Raw genomic sequence first — 15,599 nt, forward strand, 5'->3', positions numbered from 1 at the left:
TGCATCTTGGCGCATCCGGTCCGGAGGTTTCTTGAGCGGCACGTTGCACGTGGTGGCCACCCCGATCGGGAATCTGGACGATCTGTCCCCCAGGGCCGTCGAGACCCTGCGGCGGTGCGCGAAGGTCGCCTGCGAGGACACGCGCCGCACCGGCGGCCTCCTGGCGCGGTTCGGCGTGGAGACGCCGATGCTCTCCCTGCACAAGTTCAACGAGGCGGAGCGCATCGAAGCGATCCTCGGGCTGCTCGCGGAAGGGCGGGAGGTGGCGCTGGTCTCCGACGGCGGCACGCCGGGAATCTCGGATCCCGGTGCGTGGCTCGTGCGCGCCGCGATCGAAGCCGGACACCGCGTCTCGCCGGTCCCCGGCCCCTCCGCCGTCGCCGCGCTCCTCTCCGCGGCGGGCCTTCCCGCCGACCGCTACGTCTTCGACGGGTTCCTCCCCCCCCGGGAAGGGGAGCGCCGGCGCCGGCTCCGCGAGTTGCGAGCGGAAACGCGAACGGTCGTGGTGTTCGAAGCGCCCCACCGCCTCCGCGACGCGCTTCGCGACGTCGCGGAGGTCTTCGGTGGACGAACGATCGTCCTCGGGCGGGAGCTGACGAAGATCCACGAGACGATCCTGCGGGCGAGCGCGTCCGAGCTTCTGGCGAGGCTGGGGGACGGCGACATCCTCGGGGAGGTCGTCCTCGCGATCGCGGGCCACGAGGTGCTCGGCGACGGCCCTTCGGGCGAGGACGAATCGGCCGCCCGGATCCGTGCCGTCTGGTCCGCCGCGTGCGCCGCGACGGCCGACCGTCGTGCGTCGCTGAAGGCGGCCGCGAAGGAACTCGGGCTCAAGCGCGCCGAACTGCAGCGCCGGCTCGCCGAGCTCGGCGAGCGCTGACCGCGCGGTCAGGACACGACGGGGAGCCCGTCGGGAGGTCCGCCCTCGGGGGTGGGGCCGTTTTTGATCGAACACCCGGAGCAGCCGCTTCCCTTCTTGGCGGGGCGGGCGTCCGGGTCGTACTCGTACTTCAGACAACACATCAGGCGCCCGCACATCCCGGAGATCTTGGACGGATTGAGCGAGAGGCCCTGCGACTTCGCCATCTTGATCGAGATGGGGTCGAACTTCTTGAGGAACGAGGAGCAGCACAGGGAGTGGCCGCAGGGACCCATCCCGCCGCGCATCCCGGCGTCCTCGCGGTCGCCGATCTGCCGCAGCTCGACCCGGGTGTGGAATCTCGCGGCAAGGTCGCGGACGAGATCGCGGAAGTCCACGCGCCCCTCGGCGGTGAAATGGAACGTGAGCTTGCGCCCGTCGAGCTGCTGCTCGACCTTTCCCAGCTTCATGGCGAGGCGGCGCTCGGCGATCCGCTCGCGGCAATACGCCGTCGCATCGCGCTCGGCGATCGATTTGCGTGAGAAGGCCTCTTCGTCCTCGACGGTCGCGCGCCGCAGCAGGCGCGGAAGGCGGGCGCCCGGCGCATAGTGGGGATTGGCGAGCACGGGGGCGACGACCGTCCCGAATTCGACCGTCCCCTCGTGGTCGACGAGGCAGGACTCCCCCACCTCGAGCTCGTGACCGGCGGGATCGCACGGCCGCGGCCGGACCGACGAAGCGAGGCGGACCGTGATGACATCCATCGGGTGTGGCTCCGCGCGGACTATACCGCGTAGACTCCGCGATCCCGCAGCAATCACGACTCGGAGGACCGATGACCGCCGCCCGGGACCGCTCGAAGGAGAAGGAGGAGCCCACCCTCGCCCGGAACCGTTCGGCCTCCCACGAGTACCACCTGCTCGACCGCTGGGAGGCCGGGATCGTGCTGAGCGGCCCGGAGGTGAAGTCGGCGCGGGCGGGACAGGTCAATCTCAAGGGGGCCTACGCCCGGGTGCGCGACGGCGAGATCTTCCTCCTGGATGCGCATTTCAGCCCCTACGAGCAGGCCCCCGCCTCGACGCTCGACCCCACGCGGGACCGCAAGCTCCTCCTGCATGCGCACGAGATCCGCAAGATCGAGAAGGCCGTCGCCGACGAGGGCACGACCCTCGTGCCCCTGCGCCTCTACGCCAGAGGCGGGCGCATCAAGGTCGAGCTCGCGCTCGGGAGAGGGAAGAAGGGACCGGACAAGAGGGACGCGATCCGGGAGCGCGACGTCAAGCGGGAGATGGATCGGGAGCGGGGCGCCCGTCGCGTGAAGTGACGGGCACGCTCAGGGCGCGACGCCCGGCTTGAGCACCAGCTGCTTCAGCTCGGCGCTGTTCCCGGCGGCGTCGGCCTGGACCAGGACCGCCGCGTTCGCGCCCTGGGTCGCGGGGATCTCGATCGACGCCTCGACCGTCCCGTCGGCGCCCGTGGCCCCGGAGAACAGCTCCTTCGGTTTCTCGCGGGTCGTCAGCAGCTTCACGACGATCTTCGCGCCCGCGACCGGCCGATCGGAGGCCTCCGCGATGACGCGGAACCGGAGGGTGGGCTTCGTGCCCTCCTCGAGCGCGGGTTGCCCCTCGATCTCGAGGCGGATCTGCTCGAGTCCGACCTCGCGCGAGAGGAAGTCGAGCACGACGTCGTCGAGGCTTCGGTTGGTGATGATGTTGTAGCCGAACGGCTTCGGCCCCTCCGGATCGAACCGGCCCGAGACGATCTCCCGGATGAGCGCCTGGTGTTGCGCCTCCATCCGCTTCTGGACCTCCGCCTCGGGAACGGTGCCGCCCCGGACCAGCTCCGCGTAGGAGTCGCGCCGCGTCGTCACGATCTCGCCGCCGGTGTACACGAGGCTCTCGATCGTCGGGTTGGACGCGCCCTTGTCCTCGGTCTGGACGTGGAAGACGCGGCCGTCGTACTGGACGTCGGTGTTGTAGCCCGTGATCATCGCGGCGAAAGGTATCGGCGCGGCGGAAGAGGTGTCAAGCGCGCGTTGGGGCCGGGAACTTCCCCGGCCGGCGGCCGTATACACTGCGCATTCGCTGCAGGAGGAGGGACTCCCATGGACCACGCCGTCGCCATCCGCGACGTCGTCAAGACGTTCGGTGAGCACCGCGCCGTCGACGGGGTGTCGTTCGACATCCCCCGGGGCTCGACGTTCGGCCTGATCGGGCCCAACGGCGCCGGAAAGACGACGACGATCCGCATGATCCTGGACATCATCCGCCCCGACTCGGGGGAGGTTCGCGTACTCGGCAAGAGCCACGGCGACGGCGTCCGCCGTCATGTGGGTTACCTCCCCGAGGAGCGCGGGCTCTACCGCAAGATGAAGGTCCTCGACATGCTCGAGTTCGCGGGGACCCTTCGCGGCGCCCGGCCCCCGGCCGCCCGGAAGGAAGCCTCCGAGTGGCTCGAGAAGCTCGAGCTCCAGGGGTGGGCGCAGAAGAAGGTCGAGGAGCTCTCGAAGGGGATGCAGCAGAAGGTGCAGTTCATCGGCGCCGTGCTCGGAAAGCCGGAGCTGCTCATCCTCGACGAGCCGTTCTCGGGGATGGACCCGGTGAACCAGAACACCTTCAAGAACGCGATCCTCGAGCTTCGGCGGTCGGGCGCGACCGTCCTGTTCTCCACCCACCAGATGGAGACCGCGGAGCGACTCTGCGACTCCATCGCGTTGATCGACAAGGGAGCGCTCGTCCTCTACGGGCCGCTCGCGGAGGTCAAGGCGGGTTTCGGCAAGAACTCGGTGCTCCTGGAGTTCGAGGGAGACGCCACCTTCCTCGGCAGGACCCCTGGAGTCTCGAGCATCGACGATTACGGCCGCTGGGTCGAGATCCGCCTCGAGACGGGGGCCGATCCCCAGGCGATCCTGCGCGCCGCCGCGGAGCGCCTGCGCATCCTGAAGTTCGAGATCGTCGCGCCGACGCTGCACAACATCTTCATCGAGAAGGTCGGCGCGCAGAAGGACACGGTCCTCGAGAGGGTCGGCGATGCATAACATCCTGATGATCGTCCGCCGCGAGTACCGCGAGCGGGTCCGCAAGCCCTCATTCTGGATCGGCACCCTCCTCTTCCCGACCCTGATGATCGGGATGATCTTCGCCCAGCTCGGGTTCGCGATGCTCGAGTCGCAGGAGACGCTGCGCATCGCCCTCGTGGACCAGACGGGCCGCCTTCACGCCGCGGCGGACCTCGCTCTGGCCGACAACAAGCTGAAGAACGGCGAGCGTCAGTACGAGCTTCTGCAGGAGTCGGTGGAGGGCGGCGCGGAAGCCGCGTTCCAGCGCTTGCGCCCCAAGGTCCTCAGCGGCGAGCTGTTCGGCGTCCTGACGGTCGGCGAGAACATCGACGCCGACGACAACGTGCACTACTACACCAAGAACGTCGGCAACGCCGACGCGACGAGGGACCTCGAACGGGCGCTGTCCCGGGCGTTGCTGGAGCTGCGCATCGAGCGAGCCTCGTTGAGCGTGACCCCGGACCAGATCGCCAAGCTCACCAAACGCGTCGAGGCCCAGACCGTGCAGGTCTCCGAGGAGGGGGAATCCAGACGAGGCTTCTTCTCGGCCTATTTTTCCACCTTCATTTTCGTTCTGCTCCTCTACATGTCGCTCCTGATCTACGGGATCATGATGCTGCAGGGCGTCCTCGAGGAGAAGTCGAGCCGCATCATGGAGGTCCTGCTCGGATCGGTTTCCCCGACCGAGCTGATGACCGGGAAGATCCTCGGGATCGGCGCCGTCGGGCTCACGCAGGTCCTCCTTTACGCGCTGACGGCGGGTGCCGCCCGCGCATGGATCCTGGCGCGCGGAGCCGGCGGCGACATGCAGGGCTTCGTGGAGGGTTTCAGCCCCCTCAAGCTCGTCTTCTTCGTGTTGTTCTTCGTCCTGGGCTACTTCCTCTACGTCTCGCTGTTCGCGGCCATCGGTTCCGTCTGCAACTCGATGGAGGAGGCGCAGAACCTCCAGACTCCCGTCGTGATGTGCCTCGTGATTCCGATGATCGCCACGTTCCTGCTGCTCAAGCAGCCGGACTCGACGGCGTCGATCGTGTTCTCCCTGATCCCGATGTTCACCCCGATGGTCATGTTCATGCGGATCATGGTCCTGACCCCGCCGTGGTGGCAGATCGCGCTCTCGCTCGTGCTCATGGTGGGAACGATCTGGCTGGTCTTCCGCGGCGTCGCGAAGGTCTTCCGCATCGGCGTGCTGATGTACGGGAAGCGCCCGACGATCCCGGAGATCTTCCGCTGGGCGCGAAGCTGATCGACAACGTCGGGCGCGGGCCGGAGCCGCCTCCTCGAAGTCTCCGGCCCGCGTCCGGCGGCTTCAGCCGCCGGCGCCGAGGGTCCCGTTCCCGCACCGGTCGGCCGGAAGCACCATGCTCCGCGCCGCGCGCCCCGGACAAGCGCAAGGGTCCGGCCAGATCGGAAGGCGCGCCGCCGCGCTCCCGGCGCCCGAGGAGCGTCCGCCGACGGACGTGAACGGCGTCCGCGCGTACCCGCGTTGCTAGAATGCGCGACCGCATGTCGACCAAAACACGCACCGTCCGCGCGCGCTCCCCGCAGGCCGCCCTTTTCGGCGGCGGCGCCGTCGCCGAGGCCCCCCTCGCGCCCGCTCCCCCTCGCCCGTCCCGAACCGCGCGCACCGCCGAGAACGCAGACTCGATGGCGGCCCGGCAGCGGGACATCTCGATCGCCGAGTTCTTCACGAAGAACCGCCACCTCCTCGGGTTCGACAACCCGCAGAAGGCGCTCCTCACGGCGGTGAAGGAGGCCGTGGACAACTCGCTCGACGCCTGCGAGGAGGCGGGGATCCTCCCCGACCTCGACGTCGAGATCCACGAGATCAGCGAGAGCCGATACCGCATCGCGATCGAGGACAACGGCCCGGGAATCGTGCGCCAGCAGATCCCGAAGATCTTCGGCAAGCTCCTCTACGGCTCGAAGTTCCATCGCCTCAAGCAGCAGCGCGGCCAGCAGGGGATCGGGATCTCGGCCGCGGGCATGTACGGGGTGCTCACGACCGGGAAACCCGTGCGGGTGATCTCGCGCGTCGGGAGGAACAAGCCCGCCCATCTCTTCGAGATCGCGATCGACACGCAGAAGAACGCTCCCGTTGTCCACAAGGACGTCGAGATCGACTGGCTGAGGGAGCACGGCACGCGCGTGGAGATCGAGATCGAAGCGGTCTACAAGAAAGGCCGCCGCTCGGTCGACGACTACGTCGAGCAGACCGCGCTCGCGAACCCGCACGTGCGCCTGAAATACGTCGCCCCGAAGGAGGAGCCGCGGATCTACGACCGGGTCACGCAGGAGCTGCCGGTCGAATCGAAGGAGATCAAGCCGCATCCCTACGGGATCGAGCTCGGGATTCTCCTCAAGATGCTCAAGGAGACCGAAGGCAGGACGGTCCGCGCCGCGCTCCAGAGCGATTTCTCGCGCGTGAGCCTCTCGGTCGCCGACGAGATCTGCTCGGTTGCCGGAGTCTCCCCGGACACGAAGCCCGCGAAGCTCTCCCCCGCGCAGGTGGAGGCGGTATTCCGCTCGATCCCCAAGGTCAAGATCATGGCGCCGCCGACGGCGTGCCTCTCCCCCATCGGCGAGGACCTCCTGGAAAAGGGCCTCGCGACGCGCGTGCAGGCCGACTTCGTCACCGCGGTCACGCGGCCTCCCGCCGTCTACCGCGGGAACCCGTTCCAGGTGGAGGTCGGGCTGGCCTACGGCGGGGGGCTCCCCGGCGACGAGCTGATCGAGGTCTTCCGCTTCGCGAACCGCGTCCCGCTCCAGTACCAGCAGTCCGCCTGCGCGATCTTCAAGTCGGGCCTCGCCGTCGACTGGAAGAACTACGGCCTGCAGCAGTCGAAGGGAGCGCTCCCGACCGGCCCGATGATCCTCTTCGTGCACATCGCGTCGGTGTGGGTGCCGTTCACGTCGGAATCGAAGGAGGCGGTCGCCTCGTACCCCGAGATCGTCAAGGAGTTGCGGCTGGCGCTGATGGAGGCCGGCCGGCGCCTGGGCTCGTTCGTTCGCCATCGCCGCCGGGTCGCCGACGAGGAAAAGAAGCGCTCCTACATCGAGAAGTACATCCCGCACATCGGGGACGCGCTCCAGCAGATCCTCGGCTTCAACGACGCGCACAAGAAGCGCACGATCGAGGACCTGAAGACGATCCTCGAGCGCACGCGGAAGCTGTAGCGAACGGAACGGGGGGCGTTCCGTTCACAAGAGCCCTCCCGCCACGCGCTCCCATTCGTCGTAGAGGCGGGAGAGCTTGGACTCGACCTCGGCCTTCTCGCGCCCCACGGCCTTCGCCTTCTCCGGGCTCTCGTAGACCGCGGGATCCGTCTGGGACGCCTCGAGCTCCTTCAGGCGCGCCTCCAGCTTCGCGATCTCCCCTTCGACCGGGGCGAGCTTCGCCTCGGCGGCCTTCTTCTCGCGGTAGCGCCGGTTGCGCTCCTCCGCCTCGAGCCGCTTCGCGTCGCGCTCCGCGTCGCGGTCGCGCTTCGCGCCCCCCGCGCCGTCTTCCGCGCCCTCCGGTGCGGCCGTCGGACGTTCCAGGAAGGTGTCGTAGTCCCCGGGGTAGAGATCGATCGTCCCGTTCCCGCAGGCGGCGATCGACGTCGCGATTCGGTTGATGAAGTAGCGGTCGTGAGAGACGACCACGAGCGTGCCGCCGAACTCGTCGAGCGCCTCCTCGAGGACCTCGCGGCTGCGCAGATCGAGATGGTTGGTCGGCTCGTCGAGGAGGAGAAGGTTCGACGGGCGGATCAGCATCTTCGCGAGCGCGACCCGCGCCTTCTCCCCCCCCGACAACACGCCGACGAGCTTGTCCACGTCGTCGCCCGAGAAGAGGAAGCGGCCGAGGATCGAGCGCAACCGGGTCCGCGTGTCCTCGGAGGCGGCCTTCTCGATCTCCTCGAGCACCGTGGCCTTCGGGTCGAGCGCGTCGAGCTGGTGCTGCGCGTAGTACTGGGGGATGACGTTGTGACCGAGGTCCGCGATGCCGGCGTCGGGCTGCAGGCGCCCCGCGAGCAGCTTGAGGAGCGTGGACTTCCCCGCCCCGTTCGGCCCGACGAGCGCCACGCGGTCACCCCGGCGGAGCAGCAGGTTCGCGTCGCGGTAGACCACGCGGTCGCCGAACGCCTTGGCCACCCCCTCGACGCGGACGGCGATGTCCCCCGAGCGAGGCGCGGGCGGGAATCCGAACCGGATCTGCGAGACCCCGCTCGGCGCCGCGATGCGCTCGACTTTCTCGAGCGCCTTGATCCGGGACTGCACCTGCTTGGCCTTCGAGGCCTTGTATCGGAAACGCTCGATGAAGCGCTCGACGCGTGCGATCTCCTTCGCCTGCCGCTTGGCCCCTTCCTCGAGGCGCTCCTCGCGCGCGGCGCGCTCCTCGAGATAGGCGTCGTAGTTCCCGGGCCAGTGCGTGAGCTTCCCCCGCTCGAGCTCCACGATCCCCGAGACCATCCGGTTGAGGAAGTAGCGGTCGTGGGAAACGACGACGAACGCCCCCTCGTACGTCTCGAGGAACCCCTCGAGCCAGGCGATCGCCTCGAGATCGAGGTGGTTCGTCGGCTCGTCGAGGAGGAGGAGATCGGGGCGGCCGAGCAGCAATCGGGCGAGCACGACGCGCATCCGCCACCCGCCGGACAGGCGCGCGAGCGGCTCGTGGAAGCGATCCGGAGGGACACCGAGCCCGGTGAGGATCGCCCGCGCCTTCGCTTCGACCTCGTCGCCTCCCATCGCCTCGAATCGGTGGCGCGCGTCGCCGTAGGACGCCGTCGCGCGCGCGAGATCGGGATCCCCCGGCCCGAGAGAGGCCATCCGTCGCTCGAGCGATTCGAGCTCCTCCTCGATGCGACGCAGCTCTCCGAATCCGTCGAGCACCGTGGCGAGCACGCTGCCGTCCGCGAAAGTCTCGACCTCCTGTGGGAGATAACCGACGGTGACGGTGCCGGCCCGGTGGACCTCCCCCGCGTCGGGGGTCTCCTGACCCGCGAGGATCCGCAGCAGGGTGGTCTTTCCGGCGCCGTTGGGGCCGACGAATCCCAGGCGCGCGGCGCGCGGGATCAGCCACGTCAACCCGTCGAAGAGGACGCGGGGCCCGTGCCGTCGCTGGATGCCGGCGAGCTGGATCACAGCCAGTACCGTAGCAGCGTCGCCACGCGCTCCCGGAGCCGCTCCGCGGTGCCCCGCGCGCGCCACACCGCGAGCTCGATCGACTCCGCCGCGTCGAAATCCCGCTCGAGCCCCTCACTCGCGACGCGCGCCGCCTCCCGGTCGAAGACGCTGACCGAGACCTCGAGGTTGTGCCGGTAGGAGCGGTAGTCGAGGTTCGCCGAGCCGGTCACGACGATCTCGTCGTCGAACACCGCGGCCTTCGCGTGGAGGACCGGCCCTCGGTGCTCGCGAATGCGGATCCCGGCCTCGAGCAGCGCCCCGTACGTCGCGCGACTCGCCCACCGCACGAGCGGGACGTCGGTGGCCCCCGGGAGGAGCAGATCCACGCGAACCCCCGCTCGAGCCGCCCGCACCAGTTGGCGGCGCAGCGGCGCCTCGGGAACGAAGTACGCGTTGGCCACGAGCACGCGTCGCCGGGCCTGGGCGAGGGTGGCGAGGTGGCTGTGCCGGAGCTTCCGGCGTCCGAGAAGTCCGCGCCCTCCCACGAACTGCACGCCCGCTCGGCCGCGATCCGGGGAGGCCACCGCGAGCCCCGCGGGCCCCTGCAGGTCCCCTCCCGCGCGAGCCCAGGTGCCCAGGAACAGCCTCAGGGCATCGCGAACCGCAGGGCCCTCGACGCGCACGGAGAGGTCCCGCCAGGCGGAAGCCCCCGCGAACTCGTCGGAGTAGGGCTCCGCGACGTTCATCCCGCCGGCGAAGACGACCTCGCCGTCGACGAGCACGAGCTTGCGATGATCGCGGCGATTGGGAAACCACCGCTGCGTCCAGGGGAGGAGCGGGTGGTACCAGACCACTTCGGCGCCCGCAGCGGTCAGAATCCGCTCGATGCCCGTGCTCCCGAGACTGCCGAAGGCGTCGAGGATCACGAACGCAGGCACTCCGGCGCGAACGCGTTCGGCGACGGCCTCCGCGACCCGTCGCCCGAGTCGGTCGTCGGCCCACGTGTACATCTCGATGGCGATCCCGCGATGCGCCGCCGCGATCGCGCGCTCGATGGAGTCGAAGGCGTCACGACCCCGGTGGAAGACCTCCACGCGATTGCCGTACGCGATGCGCGCGCCCGTCCAGTCCTCGAGGGCCCTCAGGCGCCGGAGGCGCCAGAGGACCCCGGGGCGGGCGAGCAGCGCTCGGACGCGCCGGAAGGGGGAATCGGGCATCGGGACGCCTCTTCGGGGCGGCGATTGGCCGCCGGGGAAGCGGGAATTATATTCGGCCCCCATGCGACGCTGGGCCCCGACCACTGCGCTGCTCCTGCTCGGGTTCGCCGCGCGCGCGGAGACCTTCGAGTACGCGATCGAAGTGCGTGCCGACGAGCCGGCCGCCTTCGAGATCCCCTTCGAATCCGTGTTCGCGGGTTCGGTGGCGGTCACGGCGGACTGGAAGGGGCCCCGGATCCTCTCGCTCCGCCTGGAAGGGCCGGGCGAGGGGGCGATCTGGCGGCGGTCCGGTCCATCCCCCCAGCGGATCGACGTCGACGTCGACGGCGAGCGGCTGGCCGCCGGGCGTCAGTGGAAGATCACGCTGCGGGCGCTCGCCGCGCGCGGCGAAGCCCGCGGGACCGTGAGGATCGACGTCCCCGATGCGCCGGAGGTGGTCGCCGCGCGGGAACGGGCGGCGGCGCCCCCCCCGCCACCGCCGCCGATCCCCGATCCCTGGGCGGTCGCCGCTCGACCACCCGAAGGGGCGGAGCCGCGGCTCGTCGCGCTCTACCGGAATGTCGAAGGACTGCGGGCCGCGATCTACGGCGACGATCCATTCCACGTCCTGGATGCCTGCGACTGGCAGAACGACCTGGCGCGGTGGCTGACGGCGCGACGCGACGCCCTCGCCGGCGGGGGGTCCCCTCCGGCTCCCGAGACGCTCCGGTTCCTGAAGGATCTCGCGGCGGCGATCGACGACGTGGAGTCGCTGCGCACCACGCGAGACCCGATTCTCGGCGGCCCGGCACCCGAGGATCCGCTCCGTCGGCGCGCCTGGCTCGCGGCGCGCAGGGAGGCCCTCGCCCCCTACGAGCGCGACCTCGACCGGCTCGCGGAGGCGACGCGCGGCAACTTCCTCCCGGAGCTCGAGCCCGAGAGCTGGCCCGGGCGCCTCGTGGCATGCCTGACCGGGTGCCAGCGCCACTTCGAGGCGCGCTCACGCGAGGGGAACGACGCTGCGGGAGGAGAGCAGACCGACGCGCAATGGCCTCGCATCCTGCGCTCGGGCGAGGCGCTGAGAAGCCTGGCGAGGTGGCTCCCGCCTCCGGCTCCTTGACGGCGCTCCCGCCTCCCGTACACTCCCCTTCCCGTTGGAGGCCCGCCATGAAGAGCCAAGTCGCGGCGCTGCGCGTCGCCCCGGAGACGATCCTCGAGCAGATCGATCGCCTGTGCGGCCTCGCCGGCATGGAACGGACGCTCGCGCGCGGGGCCACGACGATCCTCAAGGACAACATCTCGTGGCACTTCCCTTTCCCGGGCGCGAACACGACGCCCTGGCAACTCGAGGGAACGATCCGTGCGTTGCGCGCTCGCGGGCTTCGTGACCTGACGTGCGTGCAGAACCAGACGGTCGTCACCGACGCGTTCAAGGGGGAGGACCTCAACCGTTACGTCCCGATCCTCGAGCGGTACGGCGTCCCGATCCTCTACAACTTCCGCGAGTCGGACATGAAGTGGATGGAGTTCCGGCCGAAGCGGAAGCTGCACGTCCTCGACTCGATCTTCCCCGAGGGAATCCGGATCCCGGAGTACTTTCCCGGCAAGAACATCGTCCATCTCCCGACGGTGAAGTGTCACATCTACACGACGACGACGGGCGCGATGAAGAACGCCTTCGGCGGCCTGCTCCACAATCATCGCCACTACACGCACTCGTGGATCCACCGGACGCTCGTCGACCTGCTGGCCATCCAGCAGGAGATCCACCCGGGGATCTTCGCGGTGATGGACGGGACGACCGCGGGGAACGGCCCGGGGCCGCGCACGATGTTCCCCGAGATCAAGAACGTCATGCTCGCCTCGTCCGACCAGACGGCGATCGACGCGGTGGCGGCGAAGATGATGGGCTTCGACCCGATGTCCATCGAGTACATCCGGGTCGCGCACGAGGACGGCCTGGGCGTCGGCGATCCGAGAGACATCGAGATCGTCGGCGACGCGGACCTCGGGAACGAGTCCTGGGGTTTCCGCGTCGGCGACAACGGGGCGAGCCTCGTCGGCGACCTGCTCTGGTTCTCCCCGCTCAAGCGATTCCAGAAGCTGTTCTTCCGGACCCCGCTCGTGCACGCGTTCATCTTCGGCTCCGAGGCGTACCACGATTACTACCGGTGGCCGTTGAAGGACCGGAAGACCTTCGAGTCGTGGCGGGACTCGACGGCTTGGGGCGGCTTGTTCCAGAAGTACGAGCGGGGTCCCCTCGGCGACCCCGAAGGCCCGCGCCCCACCGCGACGGCTTCCGGAGCCTGATCGCGGCAGAACGGCCCCACACCTTCAGAGTTGGATTCGAGACGAGTTCAAGTTGGTTTTCTGAAGGTTGTCGGCGGGTCTTTGGGCGAGTACCCCGGAGGAATTTGGCTAATTATCGACCAAACGCTATACATATAAATACTCTGTATCGTGACTATATAGAATTTGCCTAGTAAATAGTTGTCCATAGATTGCGAAACCGTGTGGGAGGCAACCCGACGGTTTTCGCACTCGGGGCGGCGGCGATTCTCGCCGTCGCCACCCTTGCGCCCTGCGAGGCCGCCGTGCTGAGGACGATCGCCGTCGACGGCGATCTCTCGGACTGGTCGGAGGTCCGCTCCGACCCTTACCAACGTTCGCTGGACGGTCCCGCGGGGGCGCTCGTCGACCGCGACGCACCCGTTCCCACCACCGGAAGAGACCTCACCGAGTTCGCGTGGACGTGGGACGCGACCCACCTGTTCCTGTACACCGCGCGAGCCGGAAGCGACAACAACCAGCAACGCTTCTGGTACTACATCGACATCGACGAGGACGGGCGCCAGGAAGCGGCGGAGCCCGTCGTGCTCGTGCAGTGGTTCGGCTCCTCCCGCCGCACCGACGTCTCGCTCTACCGCTACCTCCCCGCCTCCGCGGGAGGCGATCCTCTCGGCAGCCCCGCCGGATTCGCCGACGGCTGGGACATGCCCGGTGGCGTCCAACTCGTGCGATTCGTCGAGAGCGGCTACGGCGGCGAATCGACCGGCCGGCGCATGGAGTCGCGCGTGGCGTGGAGCGAGCTCGGCGTGCCGCCCGGCACGCCGCTCCGCTTTCACGTCGCCACCTCCGCGAGCACGAACCTCCCCTCGCAGATCCACGACAACATGGGCGGCCCCGGGGGTCTCGTCGGCTGGACCCGCGTCGCGGGCGTGACGCTCGAACCCGACCGCACGGGGACCGTGTCGGTCGGGGGACGGGTGGCGTACGCCCACACCCTCACGAATACGAGCCTCGCGAGCGATACGTTCACGCTCACCTGGGCCGGCACCGGCACGCTCGTCCCGACGTCCGTCGCGTGGCATCGCGACACCGACGCGGACGGCGTCCTCGACGCCGGCGAGCCGGCGGTCGTCTCCTCGGGACCGGTCGCCGCGGGCGCGTCGATCGCGCTGCTGCTCGTGGTCGACACGCCCGCGGCAGCGACGGACGGCCAGGCCGCGACGTTCACCGGGCGGTCGACCTCCGCGGCCTCGCCCACGACCTTCGACGTCGTCGTCGACACCGTCACGGTGGCCACGCCGCTCGTGACGCTCGTGAAGTCGGTGGACCGCGCGGTCGCAGCCCCGGGCGAGACCGTCGCCTATACGCTCACCTACACCGGCGGCGGATCGGCCGCCGCGTACTCCGTCACCGTGACCGACCCGGTCCCCGCCGGCACCGCCTACGTGCCGGGATCCGCGACGGGCCCGGGCGCTTCGGTGACCTTCAGCCGCGACGGCGGCGCCTCGTACGGCGCCTCCGACGCCCCCCCGGTGACCCACGTCCGCTTCACGCTCGCCGCCCCCCTGGCGCCGGGCGCGACGGGCTCCGTGTCGTTCCGCGTGACCGTGCAATGACGAAATCGCAGAGGAGGGACCCGATGAAGATCCGGTATGCGTTCCTGGCCGCGGCGCTCGGGGCCGCCGCCACCGTCGCCCTCGCGACCGCGGGCTCCCCGCGGCTCGAGGTGCACGTGCGCGTCGAGCGCGAGGTCGTGAAGGACGACCCGTCGGGGCGCCGCATCGTGCACCGCGAGCCCGTGGGGGTCGCGACGCCGGGGGATACGCTCGTCTACACGCTCGAGGCCCGCAATGCCGGCGACGCAAACGCCGTGGGGGCGAATCTCGACGACCCCATCCCGGAGGGAACCACGCTCGTGGTCGACTCGGTCGACCGCGCGGGCGCCTCGCTCTCCGCGAGCCTCGACGGCGCGAAGACCTGGGTCGCCTTCCCCGCCACCCTCGAGCGCCGCGCCGACGACGGGACCGTCACCCGCGTCCCCGCGCCCGCCGAGGCCTACACCCACCTTCGCTGGTCCCTGCCGGGCGCGATCGCGCCTGGGGAGAGCCGAAACGTCTCGTTCAAGGTCCGGATCCGCTAGGCAGCGAGAGTCCGAGAGGAGAGGAGAAGAGAATCCCATGAAACGAACGCGACTCGTCCTTTGGCTCGGGTCCGCGGCGCTCGTCCTGCTGGCGGCCGCCGCGATCACCCCCGCCTACGCGCTCGGAACGCGCGCGGGCACCACGATCACGAACCAAGCAACGGTGAATTTCACCGACGCCAACGGGAACCCCGGAACGGCGCTGTCGAACGTCGTCTCGACGACGGTCAGCCAGGTCGCGGGTGTCACCGTCGACCCGGACAACAACCAGAACGGCACGCCGGGCTCGACCCTGTACTTCCCGCACCTCGTCACCAACACCGGGAACTTCGACGATACGGTGAACCTCGCCGCGTCGAGCGCCGCAGGGTGGACCGTCACCCTCTATCGCGACGTGAACGGCAACCAGGCGTACGATGCGGGCACCGACTTGCTCCTCGCCGACACCAACGGCGATACGATCCCCGACTCGGGGCTGCTCGCCGACGACGGCTCCATGCGCATCCTCGTCGCCGTCTCGATCCCGGTCGGAACCGCCAACGGAACACCCGACACGGTCACGGTCACCGGCACGACGGTGTTCGCTCCGACCGCGACCGACTCCGCGCTCGACACGATCAACGTGCAGGCTCCGGTCCTCTCCGTGGTGAAGAGCGTCGCCCCGCTCGGCGCGCAGCCCCCCGGGACGGTCCTCACCTACACGATCGTCGTCACGAACAACGGCGCGGGCGCGGCGAACGCCGTCGTGCTCACCGACCCGGCCCCGACGGACACGACCTACGTCCCGGGCTCGATCACGGTGGGCGGCAACCCGCGCACCGACGCCGCGGACCCCGACGACTCCGACTTCGGCTTCACCAACGCGGGCCAGGTCACCGTCAACGTGGGAACGCTCGCCGCGGGAGGCGGCTCGGTGACCGTCACGTTCCAGGTGACCATCAACTGACACTC

Annotated in this window: 13 protein-coding genes and 1 pseudogene; 10 read left to right on the forward strand and 4 right to left on the reverse strand. The window is 69.5% G+C overall.

From position 1 onward, the window contains the following. Nucleotides 1-31: 31 nt before the first annotated feature. Nucleotides 32-880, forward strand: a complete 849-nt coding sequence (gene rsmI, locus VF139_17200) for a 16S rRNA (cytidine(1402)-2'-O)-methyltransferase (protein ID HEX6853136.1) — start codon at nucleotides 32-34, stop codon at nucleotides 878-880. A 92-nt stretch (nucleotides 881-972) separates the two neighbouring features. Here the strand turns inward: rsmI and ricT are convergent. Continuing rightward, nucleotides 973-1,623, reverse strand: a pseudogene (ricT, locus tag VF139_17205) (regulatory iron-sulfur-containing complex subunit RicT). Nucleotides 1,624-1,694: 71 nt separating this feature from the next. Between ricT and smpB the strand changes: the two are divergent. Further along, nucleotides 1,695-2,183: an SsrA-binding protein SmpB gene (smpB, locus tag VF139_17210; protein ID HEX6853137.1), complete on the forward strand. Its 489-nt coding sequence runs from the start codon at nucleotides 1,695-1,697 to the stop codon at nucleotides 2,181-2,183. A 9-nt stretch (nucleotides 2,184-2,192) separates the two neighbouring features. Here smpB and VF139_17215 read toward each other — a convergent pair whose 3' ends face one another. Beyond that, on the reverse strand, nucleotides 2,193-2,849 hold the full coding sequence (locus VF139_17215) for a hypothetical protein (protein HEX6853138.1): 657 nt from the start codon (nucleotides 2,847-2,849) through the stop codon (nucleotides 2,193-2,195). A gap of 114 nt (nucleotides 2,850-2,963) precedes the next feature. On the opposite strand from VF139_17215, the gene VF139_17220 reads away from it, so the two are divergent. The 3 genes from VF139_17220 (at nucleotide 2,964) to VF139_17230 (ending at nucleotide 7,094) form a co-directional block, all read left to right on the forward strand. Further along, nucleotides 2,964-3,896, forward strand: coding sequence for an ATP-binding cassette domain-containing protein (locus tag VF139_17220; GenBank protein HEX6853139.1), 933 nt, complete (start codon nucleotides 2,964-2,966; stop codon nucleotides 3,894-3,896). Nucleotides 3,897-3,903: 7 nt separating this feature from the next. Next, the gene (locus VF139_17225; GenBank protein HEX6853140.1) at nucleotides 3,904-5,163 is read left to right on the forward strand and encodes an ABC transporter permease; all 1,260 of its coding nucleotides are present in this window, start codon (nucleotides 3,904-3,906) and stop codon (nucleotides 5,161-5,163) included. Nucleotides 5,164-5,423: 260 nt separating this feature from the next. Further along, nucleotides 5,424-7,094, forward strand: a complete 1,671-nt coding sequence (locus VF139_17230) for a DNA topoisomerase VI subunit B (GenBank protein ID HEX6853141.1) — start codon at nucleotides 5,424-5,426, stop codon at nucleotides 7,092-7,094. A 24-nt stretch (nucleotides 7,095-7,118) separates the two neighbouring features. Here VF139_17230 and VF139_17235 read toward each other — a convergent pair whose 3' ends face one another. Continuing rightward, complete coding sequence (locus VF139_17235; GenBank protein HEX6853142.1) at nucleotides 7,119-9,041, reverse strand: ABC-F family ATP-binding cassette domain-containing protein; 1,923 nt, start codon at nucleotides 9,039-9,041, stop codon at nucleotides 7,119-7,121. After that, nucleotides 9,038-10,240 (reverse strand): phosphatidylserine/phosphatidylglycerophosphate/cardiolipin synthase family protein, encoded by a 1,203-nt coding sequence (locus VF139_17240; GenBank protein HEX6853143.1) that lies wholly within the window; start codon nucleotides 10,238-10,240, stop codon nucleotides 9,038-9,040. The genes VF139_17235 and VF139_17240 overlap by 4 nt, the downstream gene beginning before the upstream one ends. A gap of 61 nt (nucleotides 10,241-10,301) precedes the next feature. Between VF139_17240 and VF139_17245 the strand changes: the two genes are divergently transcribed. The 5 genes from VF139_17245 to VF139_17265 all read left to right on the forward strand — a co-directional run bounded on the left by VF139_17245 (nucleotide 10,302) and on the right by VF139_17265 (nucleotide 15,594). Further along, entirely contained in the window at nucleotides 10,302-11,339 is a 1,038-nt protein-coding gene (locus tag VF139_17245) for a hypothetical protein (GenBank protein ID HEX6853144.1), read from the forward strand. A gap of 47 nt (nucleotides 11,340-11,386) precedes the next feature. Next, the gene (locus VF139_17250; GenBank protein HEX6853145.1) at nucleotides 11,387-12,529 is read left to right on the forward strand and encodes a DUF362 domain-containing protein; all 1,143 of its coding nucleotides are present in this window, start codon (nucleotides 11,387-11,389) and stop codon (nucleotides 12,527-12,529) included. Nucleotides 12,530-12,732: 203 nt separating this feature from the next. Beyond that, entirely contained in the window at nucleotides 12,733-14,124 is a 1,392-nt protein-coding gene (locus VF139_17255; protein ID HEX6853146.1) for a hypothetical protein, read from the forward strand. A gap of 23 nt (nucleotides 14,125-14,147) precedes the next feature. Then, on the forward strand, nucleotides 14,148-14,648 hold the full coding sequence (locus VF139_17260) for a hypothetical protein (GenBank protein HEX6853147.1): 501 nt from the start codon (nucleotides 14,148-14,150) through the stop codon (nucleotides 14,646-14,648). 37 nt (nucleotides 14,649-14,685) lie between these two features. Beyond that, nucleotides 14,686-15,594: a DUF11 domain-containing protein gene (locus tag VF139_17265; GenBank protein HEX6853148.1), complete on the forward strand. Its 909-nt coding sequence runs from the start codon at nucleotides 14,686-14,688 to the stop codon at nucleotides 15,592-15,594. Nucleotides 15,595-15,599: the final 5 nt, after the last annotated feature.

It is taken from the genome of Candidatus Polarisedimenticolaceae bacterium, from assembly GCA_036376135.1.
Lineage (GTDB): Bacteria > Acidobacteriota > Polarisedimenticolia > Polarisedimenticolales > DASRJG01 > DASVAW01.